This window comes from Mycobacterium sp. Dal123C01 (assembly GCF_052566995.1).
This window is the reverse complement of record NZ_CP199580.1, coordinates 4767193-4780432: the sequence shown is the minus strand read 5'-3', so window position 1 is coordinate 4780432 and position 13240 is coordinate 4767193. Positions and strand designations below refer to the sequence as shown.

Below are 13240 nucleotides of genomic sequence, written 5' to 3'. Positions count from 1 at the left end.
TCAGAACGACCCGGTCAGGAACTCCTGGACCAGCTTCTTGGGCGCCTGGGTCAGCCAGCCCGCGGTGATCAACTCCTCGAGATCGCGCACGTCGATCTCGGCCAGCTTGACCAGCACCGCGGCATAGCCGTCGAAATGCGGGGTGGTGAAGTACACGCGCGGCTCGTCGGCCACCAACGCGAACTTGACGCCCTCATCGGCCACCCGGACACCGAGTAGGTCGCCCTCCGGCGGCTCGGACCCACTGGCCGACAGTGCTTCACGGTCCGATGAGCGCAGCGGTCGCTCCCATGCCAGCAACTTCTTGCCGACCCGCCAGTCATGCGGTGACTGCTCGGAGGTGAGTGGGAGCTCACCCACGATCCGGGCGACGTCCTCCCAGGTGGCCACAGATTTATTGTGCTCCGGCTAAGGTGCGCTTGGTGCCGTATTGGCTATCGGTCGCCAACCAGCTCCCGGAGATGTCAGGAGGTAACTCGTTGTCCTCTGCAGTGCCGGCCCCGGGCGCCCGCCGTCATCGCGTCACACACCGCACCGAGTACCGCTATTCGGATGTCGTGACCAGCTCCTACGGCCGTGGTTTTCTCACCCCGCGGGACATGCAGCGGCAGCGTTGCGTCGCCCATCGGCTGACCATCGACCCGGCCGCCGCCGACAGCTCTACCAGCACCGACAGCTACGGCAACATCAGTTCCTACTTCCACGTCACCGAGCCGCACCGCACCCTGACGGTCACCAGCGACTCGATCGTCGACGTGTATTCGCCGGCTCCCGGCCTGTACACCAGCGGGCCGGCGGTGCAGCCGTGGGAGGAGTCCCGGCCGGTCGGGCGTAGGGGAGCGCTGGCGTCCGAGTTCAGCCTGGACTTGAATCCGCCGGAGATCACCGATGATGTCCGCCACTACGCGGCGCCCAGCTTCGTGCCCGAGCGCCCGCTGGTGGAGGTGTTGCGCGATCTCGCGTCGCGGATCTTCACCGACTTCACCTACCGTTCGGGTTCGACGACGATTTCCACCGGGGTCAATGAGGTTCTGGCGGCCAGGGAAGGGGTATGTCAAGACTTTGCACGGCTGGCGATCGCCTGCCTGCGAGCCAATGGTTTGGCGGCCAGCTATGTGTCCGGTTATCTGGCCACCGACCCGCCTCCCGGAAAGGAACGGATGATCGGCATCGATGCCACTCATGCCTGGGCCGCGGTGTGGACGCCACAGCAGCCCGGCCGGTTCGAGTGGCTGGGGCTAGACCCCACCAATGACCAGATGATCGACCAGCGGTACATCATTGTGGGACGCGGCCGCGACTACGCGGACGTGCCGCCGCTGCGCGGCATCATCTACACCAATTCTGAGCGCAGCGTGATCGACGTCGCCGTCGATGTTGTGCCTTTCGAAGGCGATGAGTTGTATGCGTGACTTTCACTGTCCCAACTGCGGCCAGCGGCTGGCGTTCGAGAACTCCACCTGTCTGAATTGCGGTAGTGCGCTGGGTTTTTCCCTTGAGCAGATGGCACTCCTGGTGATATCCAAAGGCGACGCCAACGAGCACGCCGGCTTCGTGGAAGCCGCTGAGTATCAACTGTGCGCCAATCTGCGTGTCGCCGAATGCAATTGGCTGGTCCCGGTCAATAACCCCCGCCTGCGCTGCACGTCGTGCGCGCTGACTACCGAACGGCCCAACGATGCCGACAAGGTCGGGCTCGCCGAGTTCGCCCGGGCCGAGGCCGCCAAGCGCCGGCTGATCGTCGAGCTCAACGAGCTGAAGCTGCCGATCATCGGGCGCGATGAGGATCCTGATTACGGCCTGGCTTTCCGGCTGCTGTCCAGTGCGCACGAGGACGTGGTGACCGGGCACGAGAACGGCGTCATCACATTGGATTTGGCCGAGGGTGACGACGTCCACCGCGAGCAGCTGCGCGTTGAGATGGACGAGCCGTACCGGACGCTACTGGGGCACTTCCGGCACGAGATCGGGCATTACTACTTCTACCGCCTGATCTCGCCGTCACAGGACAACGTCAAGCGCTTCAACGAGCTGTTCGGCGATCCCGACGCCGACTATCAGGAGGCGCTGGACCGGCACTACAGCGAGGGCGCGCCGAAGGGCTGGCAAAAATGCTTCGTGTCGTCGTATGCGACCATGCATCCGGCCGAGGATTGGGCCGAGACGTTTGCCCATTACCTGCACATCCGCGACACCCTGGACACCTCGGCCTGGTGCGGTTTCGCCGCGGCCTCGGCGACCTTCGACCGGCCGGCCTTGGGCCCCAGCGCTTTTCCCAACATCATCGAGATGTGGCTGCCATTGTCATGGTCACTGAACATGGTGAACCGGTCGATGGGCCACGACGATCTGTATCCGTTCGTGCTCCCGGTCGCGGTGCTGGACAAGATGCAATTCGTTCACACCGTCATCGACGAGGTGGTGTCGGCAGCCCAGGGGCCCGCCGCCGTCGCCGGCTAAGCCGGCATCACCCGCCGTTCATCGGGCCCCCACAGCGGCTGCATTCCGCCCGGCAGGGTCAGTTGCGTGTCGGTGATGACCTTAGCCAGATCGCGCAACTCGGTATGGATCACGGCGAGCAGATCGGCCAGCTTGGCGCGGTGCCCGTCGGCGGCCACCCCCTCCAGCTGGGCGGGATCCGATCGGCGCAGCATCATGCTGATCTCTTCCACCGTCCGTTCCGGACGCGATGAGCCCGATGCGCTGGGCAGGTCCCTGAGGTTGGCCCGCAACCGCTCCAGCTGGTACAGCAGCGACCGCGGGTTGTTGGCGTCGAACAGCATCAGCTCGGTCACCGCCGCGACGCTGACTTGGCCGACGGTGCGACGCCGGTAGATGACCGACGATTCACAGGCCACCAGTGTCGACTCGATGATGGTCTGCTCGGCGGCCGTGCCGCGGACCGTCGTGAGTGTGCTTCCCAGCAGTGCGGTCAGCCACAGGCCCCGTTCGATGCGTTTACCGATGTCCATCATCGACCAGCCCACGTCGCGCACCATCGACTCGCTGGCGACTCCCGATAGGGTCAGCATCCCGGCCAAGGTGCGCGCATGAGCCGACGCGAGCAGCGTGTCGGCCTCGGCCAGCGACTGCGGCGGCTCGGGCCGGTGCGCAAGCGCGCGCTCCACGTTGGCCAGCACCACCCAGGTGTCGTTGGACATCTGGTCGCGCACCGATCTGGCGGCCAGGGCAAGCCCCTCCACCGCCTGAATCAGAGATCCCGCCCGGCCCGGGTCGACGGTCAGTGACCACAGCGTCGACGGAACGATCGCGATCATCTCGGCGGGGTCGTTGTCGGCTCCGGTGTCGGTCCCGGTGATGCGGCCCAGGGCGGCCATCAGCACCGGCACGCACGCGCTTTCCTCGGTGTCTTGCTGGTGCCGGTAAACGTGGAAGCGGTCGCGGGCGGCCATCAGCAGCCGGGCCGTGCTTTCCGCGCGCTCGCCGTAGCGTCCGATCCAGAACAGGTCGGACAGGACACGCGGCGAACTGACCCCCCAGGTGCCCGCGGCGGTCTTCACCGGCGCCACCTCGGTCGGCAGCGTAATTGTCTCGGCCCGCACACGCTCGGTCGGGCGAACCCAAATATCTTTTGCCGCAACGGTTGTCAGCGTGTATGCGGCAGGGCCCGGCGCCAGGACATAGCCGACGCCACCGATCATCGGAGCGTAGCCACCGCGCTGCGCAACCGTGAACAACCGCATGCCGATGCCGGCCGACGACAACACGCCGGCATGGTCGGTCGGCGCCGAGGAGAACTGCGGCAGCTCCTGACCGGCCCACTGCCACGGCATGCTCTCGATCCGGGCGGCCAGTTCGGTCAGCTGGAGCGACGAAAGCATCGGTCCGACAAGGGTTTCCCCGCCGACGGTGGACTTGATCAACAGCGACGAGAGATTGGTCAGCAGGTGCGAGCATTCCTTGGCGATACCGCCCCAGTACACCGGGGCGGTAGTCAGCAGTGGGGCTTCGCCGAGTAGCCGCTCGGCCAGCTCCGGCAGAAAACGCAGCAGCCCAGGGCTTTCCAGAATCCCGCTGCCCAGCGTGTTGACGACGGTCACCGTCCCGCGGCGTTGCGCCTCCACCAAACCGACCACCCCGAGCCGGGAATCGGTGCGCAAATCCAACGGGTCGGCGTAGCGCGCATCGACGCGGCGAAGAACAACGTCGACGCGTTTCAGCGTCCCCAGCGAGCGCATCCACAATTTGCCGTCGAGGACCACCAAATCGGCGCTTTCCACCAGCGGAAAACCCAACAGCGTAGCGAGATACGCCTGATCGAAGGCGGTCTCGGAGTAGATGCCCGGGCTGAGCACCACCACCACCGGGTCCTGGGCCACGTCGGGGGCGGCGTCGATCAGGGCCAGCCGCAGTGCCTGCGCGAACGGTGTCGTGGGCCGCGGCGCGATCCGCTCATAGAGATCGGGGACCGCGTGCGCGACAACGCGTCGGTCGGCCAGCGCATAGCCCGCACCTGAGGGTGCCTGCGTCCAGTCCGCGTTGACCTCGAAGTTGCCGTTAGGCAGCCGGCTGAGATCGCAGGCGTGCATGAAAAGCTGGTGGTGGCCGGGTACTTCGATTCCGTTCGCCGCGCGCACGTAGCCGGGATGGGCGAACACCAGTTCCGGTGGCAGCATGCCGTCGGTGAGCAGGCTGCGCGGTCCGTAGAGGTCGGCGAGCACGGCATCGAGCAGGCGTGAGCGCTGCACCAGCCCGGCCTCCAGCGCCTCCCAATCGGCCGCGGACACCACCACCGGCAGGGTGTCCAGGCTCCACGGTCGGGGCTCGAGGGCGTGGCCGCTGGCGGGATCGACCTCGGTGTAGGTGATCCCGTCGTTGTCGATCAGGCTGTGCACCACCGACCGCAGCTGATTGAGCCCCGTCCGGCCGCGTTCGGCGACCGTGTCGGCCAGCTCGGTCCAGGCCGGTCGCACCTTGCCGTGTTCGTCGAGGAATTCGTCGTAGCCCGCCCCGTGTGAGCTGGTGGGGCGCAGGTCGAACAGTGTTTCCTGGCCGCACGCGCTCCGGTATCCGGCCAGTAGCCGGTCGGCGTCGTAGCGGTCGCCGGAAGTGCCAGTACCCGCCGAGGGGTCGAGTGCCATTGCGATGCCAGTTCTGGAGGACGCCACTACTGCTGCACGGTACGCACGCGGCGGAGGTCGAGAATGCCCGGCGCGCCGATATCGGTGAATATCCGTGCCTGCTTCTCCCGGATGCCGGCGAGATCGAGCTTGCCCGCAGTGAAGCCGGTGGCCTCGAACCGGCGAGCGCGGCGCGATTCGGCCGCAACGGCGTTGACGGGCGGCTCGTCGTAGGCCATGCCGCCCGGATGCGCGACGTGGTAGGTGCAGCCGCCGCGCGAGGTTCCGGAGGTGAGATCGATGAGCTCGAACTGCAGCGGCACGTCGGTGGTGACTGTCGGATGCAGCGCGCTGGGCGGCTGCCACGCCTTGTATCGCACGCCGCCCACGTGGATGTCGGGGTTGTCGGTGGCCAGCAACGGCACCGGGTAGCCGTTGCAGGTCACGACGTAGCGGTGCCGGTCGGCACCGATGACGCGGATCTGGAGACGCTCGACCGAGGAATCGACGTAGCGGGCGGTGCCCGTCGCGGTGGACTCCTCGCCGAGGGTGTTCCACGGCTCGATCGCCCCGCGCAGCTCGATCTCCACACCATCGAAGACGGCGGTGCCGATGCGCGGGAACCGGAATTCGGTGAACGGGTCCAGCCAGCTGGTCTCGAATGCGATGCCGTGCGCGCGCAGATCGGCGGCCACGTCGGCAATGTCGTGAATCAGGAAGTGCGGCAACAGGTATCGTCCGTGCAAGTTAACGCCGTGCCGGATCAGCGGGGCGCGCAGCGGCTCGTCCCAGAACCATGCCACCAGTGAGCGCACCAGCAGCGACTGCACCATCGCCATGCGCAGATGCGGCGGCATCTCGAACCCGCGCAGCTCCAGCAGGCCGAGCCTGCCGCGGGGGCTGTCGGGGCTGTAGAGCTTGTCGATACAGAACTCGGCGCGATGGGTGTTGCCGGTGATATCGGTCAGCAGGTGCCGTAGCGCGCGGTCGGTCACCCACGGTTTCGGCCGGCCACCCTTGGCGGCCGAGGCGAGCCGTGCGATTTCGGCGAACGCGATCTCCAGTTCGTACAGCGCATCGGCGCGGCCCTCGTCGACCCGTGGTGCTTGCGAGGTGGTGCCGACGAAGCGGCCGGCGAACAGGTAGGACAGCGACGGGTGCCGCTGCCAGTAGGTCAGCAGCGAGACCAGCAGATCCGGACGGCGCAGCAGTGGCGAGTCGGCGGGGGTCACGCCGCCGAGCGTGATGTGGTTGCCGCCACCGGTGCCGCCGTGGCTGCCGTCGACATCGAACGACTCCGTAGACAGGCGCGCCAATCGTGCTTGCTCGTAGAGGGCTTCGAGCTGCTGCCGTTGCTCGTCGAAGCTGGCGGTGGGCGCGATGTTGACTTCGATGACGCCGGGGTCGGGGGTGATCGTCGTCGACTGCAGCCGCGGGTCCGCTGGTGGGCTGTAGCCCTCGATGACGACCGGGCTGCGAGTCTTGGCTGCCGCGACCTCGACTCGGGCGATGAGGTCGACGAAGTGTTCCAGCGCCTCGGTGGGCGGGAGGAAGATGTACAGCAGTCCGTCGCGACTCTCGGCGACCATCGCGGTCGGCGGCGCGGTGTCGTCGTCGACCGCCTCCGCGCTGGTCGACTCCGTCGACAGCGTGTCGCCGACGGTCTGCGGGTCGACGTCGAAGGACAGCCGTGGATCCTTCCAGCTGATCGACTTCAGCGGCAGCCGTAGGCCCGCGGGCGAGTCTCCCGCGAGCAGGACCAGGCGGCCGCGGCGCAGCTGCCAGTTCGCACTGGCCCAGCCGAGATCGTCATCGCGGCGGTGTAGTGGCAGTACGAATGCCGTTGGGGCCGTGGTGGTTTCATCGAGCCGCGCCAGGAGCGCGGCGCGGTCGGCGGCCTCGTCGGCGGTGAGGTCGTCGCCGGATTCCACCGCGTCACCTTCTGGCAGACGGACTTTGGCCGCGAGCCGGGCCAACGGGTCCTCGTAAGCCGGCCGCACCTGGGACAGCGGCAACCCAAGATCCTCGGCGATCCCGGCGAGCACCCGGTGGGCCGTCTCGCCATCCGCTGTCGAACTCGTCGGCTCGGTGGTCCACGGGTCGGCCAACAGCATTTCGTCGGTCCACAGCGGTAGCCCGTCGGTGCGCCAGTAGAGCCCAATCTGCCAGCGCGGCAACGGCTCTCCCGGATACCACCGTCCTTGTCCGCGATGGATCAGCCCCTGCGGAGCCCACACCGCTTTCAGCCGGGCCGCCAGATCGGAGGCGCGCTCGCGCTTGTGCGGGCCGTCGGCGGCGATCGTCCACTCCTCGTCGACCTGGTTGTCCACCGACACGAAGGTCGGTTCGCCGCCGACCGTCAGCCGGACATCGCCGCTGGCGAGCTGTTCGTCGACGCGGCGGCCGACCGCGCGGATGGTCTCCCACGCCGCGTCGGTGTAGGGCAGCGTGACGCGCGGATCCTCGTGGATGCGGGTGACGGTGTTGGAGAACTCCAGGGTGGTCTCGCACGGGCCGGTGCTGCCGCTGATGGGTGCCGCGCTCGAGGGATGCGGCGTGGCTGCCAGCGGGATGTGGCCCTCGCCGGCAAACAGCCCCGACGTCGGATCCAGGCCGATCCAGCCCGCGCCGGGGATGTACACCTCGGTCCAAGCGTGCAGGTCGGTGAAATCGGCGGCGGGCCCTGACGGCCCGTCGAGCGCTTGGACGTCGGAGGCCAGCTGCACCAGGTAGCCGGACACGAACCGGGCGGCCAGCCCGAACTGGCGCAGGATCGACACCAGCAACCATGCCGAATCACGGCACGAGCCGACGCCGCTGCGCAGCGTGAAGTCAGGTGTCTGGACACCCGCTTCCATGCGCAGGCTGTAGGCCACGTCGGCGTTGACCGCGTGGTTGAGCGCCACCAGGAAGTCGATGGTGCGGGTGCCGTCGGGCACCGAGAAGTTGCTCATCCATGCCTGCGCAAGCTCGCCGGGGCCCGAGCCCTCGGCGCCTTCGTCGACCGGCCGCAGATACGGCTTGAGATCGTCGGCGAGCTCTTTGGGGTAGATCAACCCAGAAGCGGGAGGCCATGTTTCGGCCCAGTCCTCGATGAAAAAGTCGAACGGGTTGATCACCTTGAGGTCGGCAATGAGTCCGACGGTGATGGTCAACTGGCGCATGGGGTTTGGAAAAACAAGCCGGGCAAGGAAATTGCCCAGCGCGTCTTGTTGCCAGTTGATGAAGTGCTCGGCGGGGTCGATGCGCAGCGAGTACGCCTCGATGGCCGTACGCGAGTGAGGGGCCGGGCGCAGCCGCACGACGTGCGGGAATACTCCGACCAGCCGGTCAAAGGTGTAGCTGGTGCGGTGCTCCAGCGCAACTTTGATGCTCATAACCGCTGATCTCATCACACGGGCAGCAGCGCCGCAGCGCGCCGCCGGTCTAGCGGCGCCGGGTTGGTTACGCGGGCAGCGGCTCCGATGGCGGGCCGGCCGGCGGTCCCGGCTGGTAACCGGGCTGTTGCGGCCCCACGACCTGACCGCCCGAAAGCTGGCGGTAGGCGTAGGTCAGGATGAGCGCTACCAGGGGGGCCGCCACCAACAGGCCGACGCCGCACGCCACCGCTCCGACGAAGAGCGTCGCCATGGACACCAGCCACACCAGCAGCGCATTGGCGAAATTCGAGCCGACCAACGAGAAGCCCGACGAGAACCCCTTGATGGCCGACTGCGAGCGATCGACCACGAACAGGATGATGAACTGGGTGAAGATCCCCACGACGACGCCGGGCAGGAAGCAGGCGGCGTAGCCGATCGAGGTGACAATGCTGACCATGAACGCGGCGAGAAACGCCATGCCGAGGTTGCGTGGCTTGAAGAAGGATCCGACGCTCACCGGCCGGCCGTCCGCGAGATCCAGGCATCCCGACAGGAACGCGGCTTGGGCATACGCGGTCACCAGCAGGGAGACCAGGTAGCCCAGCCCCACGATCGCCGTTCCGGTGGGACTGAGATTCGCCGCGAAGGCGAAGTCGTAGTCGGAGGAGTCGTAGGGGGTCACGTTCGAGGTCATGTTCTGGCCCACAAAGTTCAGGGTGGACGCCGCGGCGAACAGCAGACCGTAGACCAGGGTCGGAACGATCAGAGCGACGGCGTTCTTGGTGAACGTGTTCCAGGCCCAACTGAACGCCGCACCCACGCTGAATTGCGGTGTCGGCGGGCCGCCGTAGCCGGGGGGCGGAGGAGGGGGTGCGCCGTAACTCGGCGCGGCGTAAGGGGGCGGCGGCGAGTAGCCCGGAGGATTCTGGTTGCCGCCGAAGGGGTCTGGAGGTCCTGGGGGCTGGCTCATGTGCCGTCCTAACTAGGCGGGCAGCGATCCGGGTGGGGGCCCAGCGGGAGGTCCCGGCTGGTAACCGGGCTGCTCCAGCGCAACGACCTGACCGCCGGAGAGCTTGCGGTAGGTGTAGACCTGGATCAGCACGGAGATCGGCAAAGCGACGATCATGCCCACTCCGCACAACAGGTCGCCAACCAGCACCATGGCATATTGGACGAGCCACGACAGCACCGACGGGCCGAGGTTGGCTCGCGTCGTCGCGATGCTGGCCTTGATGGATTCCACCGGTGAAAGCGATCGGTCGATGACGAACGGGATGGTGAACAAGCTGAGGAATCCGAAGATGATGCCGGGCACGATGCACAGCAGCGAACCGACCACGACGCCGACCGCGATCAGCAAAGCGGCGACGAACACGGGGCCGAGATTGCGCGGCTTGAAGAACGATCCGATGGTCACCGGCTTGCCGTCGGCGATGTCCAGGCTGCCGCTGACCAACCCGGCGTTCATGAAGATCACCGCGATGAAGACCAGCAGGTAGCCGACGACCATGACCGCGATCGAGGCTGGGCCGTAGCTGATCTCGACGCCACTAGAGGTCTCGCCGTAGCTGTTGGTGTAACTGGTGCTCGCGCTCTGGCCGAAGACCATCGGCAAAAGCGAGGCGACAAGGGCGAAGACGGTGATCACCGCGGCGTAGATCAAGACCGGAACGATCAGTGCCGCGGCGTTCTGCGTGAACTTGCCCCACGCCCACTTCGCCGCCTCCCCGACATCGAACGGCCGGGCGGTCGGGTCTGGGGCGGGGCCACCGTAGCCAGGCTGTGGCGGGTAACCGGCCGGGGGTGCGCCGTAGCCGGGGGGCGGGGGAGGCGGCGCTCCGTAACCGGGCGGCGGTGCGCTGCCCGGGGGCGGTCCTGCGGGGTTGTAGCCGCCCGGCGGGGGGCCGTAGCCGGGGGGCGGGGGCGGCGGTCCGCCATAACCGGGCGCGGCGTGGCGCGGTGGTTGCGAGTAGTCCGGGGGGTTCTGGTTGCCGCCGCTGGGGTCGGCCGGGTCGCCTGGGTGTTCTGGGGGCTGGCTCATTTGCCGTCCTATTTTGCTGTCGGAATAGCTTGCAGGCACACACGCGGAACTAGGCAACCCGGAACTTAGCAAATATGCGGGCGAGGGGCGAGGATTGGGCTTTGCCTGTTTCGGGGTCTGCGGGGGGGTCTGTGCGTCCAATGCGCATACCTGTCCGGTCTGCGTGGTATGCCTGAAACCGTGTCCGACGGTCTGTTTGACCTGCCCGGCGAATCGCGGACGGCCAACGATGCCCTAGGCGCCTCGGCCGGCGCCCCGCTGGCGGTGCGGATGCGGCCGGCGTCGCTGGAGGAAGTCGTCGGGCAGGACCACTTACTGGCGCCGGGATCGCCGCTGCGCCGCCTGGTCGAGGGATCGGGGGTGGCCTCGGCCATCCTGTACGGTCCGCCGGGCAGCGGTAAGACGACGTTGGCGGCACTGGTCTCGCAAGCGACCGGCCGCCGGTTCGAAGCCCTGTCGGCGTTGTCGGCAGGCGTCAAAGACGTCCGCGCGGTCATCGATGCGGCACGCAGGGCGCTCCTTTCGGGCGAGCAGACGGTGCTGTTCATCGATGAGGTGCATCGGTTCTCCAAAACCCAGCAGGACGCGTTGCTGTCCGCGGTGGAGAACCGGGTGGTGTTGCTGGTGGCGGCGACCACCGAGAATCCGTCGTTTTCGGTCGTGGCGCCGCTGCTGTCGCGCTCGCTGATCCTGCAGCTGCGCCCGCTGACGGCCGACGACATCCGCGCGGTGGTGCAGCGCGCGATCGACGATCCCCGGGGACTGGGCGGCCAGATCGTCGCGCAGCCCGAGGCCGTCGACCTGCTGGTGCAATTGGCCGCGGGCGATGCCCGGCGCGCCCTGACCGCACTGGAGGTTGCTGCCGAGGCGGTCCAGCCGGGCGACGAGCTGACGGTCACCGCCATCGAGCAATCCCTGGACAAAGCCGCCGTGCGCTACGACCGCGACGGCGATCAGCACTACGACGTCATCAGCGCGTTCATCAAGTCGGTGCGCGGCTCCGACGTCGACGCCGCGCTGCACTATCTGGCCCGCATGCTCGTCGCCGGGGAGGATCCGCGGTTCCTCGCGCGCCGGCTGGTGATCCTGGCGAGCGAGGACATTGGCATGGCCGACCCGACGGCGCTGCAGATCGCGGTCGCCGCCGCCCAAACGGTGGCGCTGATCGGCATGCCCGAGGCGCAACTGACGCTGGCGCACGCCACCATTCACCTGGCCACTGCGCCGAAGTCGAACGCGGTGACCACCGCACTAGCCGCGGCGATGAACGACATCAAGGCGGGCAACGCGGGGCTGGTGCCGGCCCATCTGCGCGACGGCCACTACTCGGGCGCGGCGGCACTGGGCCACGCGCAGGGCTACAAATACTCACACGACCACCCGGATGGCATTGTCGCGCAACAATATCCGCCGGATGAACTGGTGGACGTCGATTACTACCGGCCCACCGGCCGCGGCGTTGAACGCGAGATTGCCGGACGGCTGGACCGGCTGCGCGCGATCATCCGCCGCAAGCGCTAGGGCTCAGACCAACTCGGGCACCCGCAGGCGCGCGATCGCCAGCTCGAACTCGGCGACGTCGATGATCTCGGCGCCCAAGTCGCGCGCCCGCCTGCTGCGTAACTCGCTGGCCTCGTCGCTGTTTCGGGCCATCGCTTCCTGGCTGTCGAACGTCGAGCACGACACCGCTCGCCGACCGGCCGGGTGGTCGATCATCAGGCTGGCGCTGGAGAACCCGTCGAGACTCTCCATCTCCGGAAGCACAGCCATCCGATAGAAGTCCATGGATCGCTCGAGCTGATCGGGGACCACCTTGAGCCAGGTCGCCCGCACGAAGGCACCCTCGGGCGACCGGTGGCGGCGGTGCAGCGACACGATGTTCCACTCTTCGACGCTGGCGCTGCCGTCGAACATCAACGCGACGTGGTCACGGATGATCGCCACCCGCTCAGAGCTGGCGCGCATCGCCGTGATGGATTCCCAGGAGCTGGTGGCGATGCAGCGGCCGGATTGCCGGTCGACCAGCAGCGACAGCCCGACATACCCGTCGAGCTCGAGCAGTTCTGACATGACGACATCGCGAACATGCGCGATTCCGATGTCGACCGATAAGGGTTGCCCCTCGATGGTGAAAGAGCGTGCGTACACGGTGGATCCCTAACTACTTCGGGGCAGCGCCCCGGTGGCGCCACCGGTCCCACCAAATACCTTCCTCTTGCCGATGACCGGTGGCAATGGCTGCTCCGCGGGCGGCAGCGTGGCAGCGGCGTGGCTAAGGCGTGTGGCCGGGCTCACAAACGATTGGCTGGTCAGCGGGGCCGCGCCGTAGTCTTGATCGGATGCATACGGATGTGCTCGAGGTGGACACCACGAGTCGTCGCATCGTGGATCTGACCGATGCGGTGCGCAGGTTTTGCTTCTCCTGTGGGGATGGCCTGTGCAACGTGTTCGTCCCGCACGCGACGGCCGGGATCGCGATCATCGAGACCGGGGCCGGCTCCGACGATGACCTCATCGACACGCTGGAACGGTTGTTACCGCGCGATGACCGCTACCGGCACGCGCACGGCTCGGCCGGCCACGGCGCCGACCATGTGTTGCCGGCGCTCGTCGCGCCGTCCGTGACGGTGCCGGTCGCGGCCGGCGAGCCGCAGCTGGGCACCTGGCAAAGCATCGTTTTGGTCGACCTCAACCGGGACAACCCGCGGCGGTCGGTGCGATTGAGCTTTTTGGAGGGCTAGCTGCCAGGTAGTGGA

At 67.4% G+C, this 13240-nt stretch carries 10 protein-coding genes; 4 read left to right on the top strand and 6 right to left on the bottom strand.

The window, feature by feature from the left end; all coding sequences use genetic code 11:
- Positions 1-390 carry an MmcQ/YjbR family DNA-binding protein gene (locus ACTXG5_RS22315; RefSeq protein WP_445160858.1) on the bottom strand — a complete coding sequence of 130 codons (390 nt, stop codon included), beginning with the start codon at positions 388-390 and terminating at the stop codon, positions 1-3.
- A gap of 71 nt (positions 391-461) precedes the next feature.
- Here ACTXG5_RS22315 and ACTXG5_RS22310 point away from each other — a divergent pair, with 71 nt between their 5' ends.
- Positions 462-1412, top strand: a complete 951-nt coding sequence (locus ACTXG5_RS22310) for a transglutaminase family protein (RefSeq protein ID WP_445164546.1) — start codon at positions 462-464, stop codon at positions 1410-1412.
- Positions 1405-2460 carry a zinc-binding metallopeptidase family protein gene (locus tag ACTXG5_RS22305; RefSeq protein ID WP_445160857.1) on the top strand — a complete coding sequence of 352 codons (1056 nt, stop codon included), beginning with the start codon at positions 1405-1407 and terminating at the stop codon, positions 2458-2460. The genes ACTXG5_RS22310 and ACTXG5_RS22305 overlap by 8 nt, the downstream gene beginning before the upstream one ends.
- Here ACTXG5_RS22305 and ACTXG5_RS22300 read toward each other — a convergent pair.
- From ACTXG5_RS22300 to ACTXG5_RS22285, 4 genes are all read right to left on the bottom strand, one after another.
- Positions 2457-5102 (bottom strand): circularly permuted type 2 ATP-grasp protein, encoded by a 2646-nt coding sequence (locus ACTXG5_RS22300; RefSeq protein ID WP_445164545.1) that lies wholly within the window; start codon positions 5100-5102, stop codon positions 2457-2459. The two genes, ACTXG5_RS22305 and ACTXG5_RS22300, sit on opposite strands and share 4 nt — an antisense overlap.
- A gap of 26 nt (positions 5103-5128) precedes the next feature.
- Positions 5129-8458 (bottom strand): transglutaminase family protein, encoded by a 3330-nt coding sequence (locus ACTXG5_RS22295; protein ID WP_445160856.1) that lies wholly within the window; start codon positions 8456-8458, stop codon positions 5129-5131.
- Between the two features lie 67 nt (positions 8459-8525).
- Positions 8526-9413: a hypothetical protein gene (locus ACTXG5_RS22290; protein ID WP_445160855.1), complete on the bottom strand. Its 888-nt coding sequence runs from the start codon at positions 9411-9413 to the stop codon at positions 8526-8528.
- A gap of 12 nt (positions 9414-9425) precedes the next feature.
- Positions 9426-10484 carry a hypothetical protein gene (locus tag ACTXG5_RS22285; protein WP_445160854.1) on the bottom strand — a complete coding sequence of 353 codons (1059 nt, stop codon included), beginning with the start codon at positions 10482-10484 and terminating at the stop codon, positions 9426-9428.
- Between the two features lie 168 nt (positions 10485-10652).
- Between ACTXG5_RS22285 and ACTXG5_RS22280 the strand changes: the two genes are divergently transcribed.
- On the top strand, positions 10653-12005 hold the full coding sequence (locus ACTXG5_RS22280) for a replication-associated recombination protein A (protein ID WP_445160853.1): 1353 nt from the start codon (positions 10653-10655) through the stop codon (positions 12003-12005).
- Positions 12006-12008: 3 nt separating this feature from the next.
- Here ACTXG5_RS22280 and ACTXG5_RS22275 read toward each other — a convergent pair whose 3' ends face one another.
- Positions 12009-12632: a hypothetical protein gene (locus ACTXG5_RS22275; protein WP_445160852.1), complete on the bottom strand. Its 624-nt coding sequence runs from the start codon at positions 12630-12632 to the stop codon at positions 12009-12011.
- Positions 12633-12835: 203 nt separating this feature from the next.
- Here ACTXG5_RS22275 and ACTXG5_RS22270 point away from each other — a divergent pair, with 203 nt between their 5' ends.
- Positions 12836-13225 (top strand): secondary thiamine-phosphate synthase enzyme YjbQ, encoded by a 390-nt coding sequence (locus ACTXG5_RS22270; RefSeq protein ID WP_445164544.1) that lies wholly within the window; start codon positions 12836-12838, stop codon positions 13223-13225.
- The last annotated feature ends 15 nt before the right edge of the window (positions 13226-13240 follow it).

Excerpts from the sequence above, each read along its gene's own strand:
- ACTXG5_RS22300 (WP_445164545.1), bottom strand. The coding sequence starts at position 5,102 with ATGGCACTCGACCCCTCGGCGGGTACTGGCACTTCCGGCGACCGCTAC.
- ACTXG5_RS22310 (WP_445164546.1), top strand. The coding sequence starts at position 462 with ATGTCAGGAGGTAACTCGTTGTCCTCTGCAGTGCCGGCCCCGGGCGCC.
- ACTXG5_RS22285 (WP_445160854.1), bottom strand. The coding sequence starts at position 10,484 with ATGAGCCAGCCCCCAGAACACCCAGGCGACCCGGCCGACCCCAGCGGC.
- ACTXG5_RS22280 (WP_445160853.1), top strand. The coding sequence starts at position 10,653 with ATGCCTGAAACCGTGTCCGACGGTCTGTTTGACCTGCCCGGCGAATCG.
- ACTXG5_RS22290 (WP_445160855.1), bottom strand. The coding sequence starts at position 9,413 with ATGAGCCAGCCCCCAGGACCTCCAGACCCCTTCGGCGGCAACCAGAAT.
- ACTXG5_RS22295 (WP_445160856.1), bottom strand. The coding sequence starts at position 8,458 with ATGAGCATCAAAGTTGCGCTGGAGCACCGCACCAGCTACACCTTTGAC.
- ACTXG5_RS22305 (WP_445160857.1), top strand. The coding sequence starts at position 1,405 with ATGCGTGACTTTCACTGTCCCAACTGCGGCCAGCGGCTGGCGTTCGAG.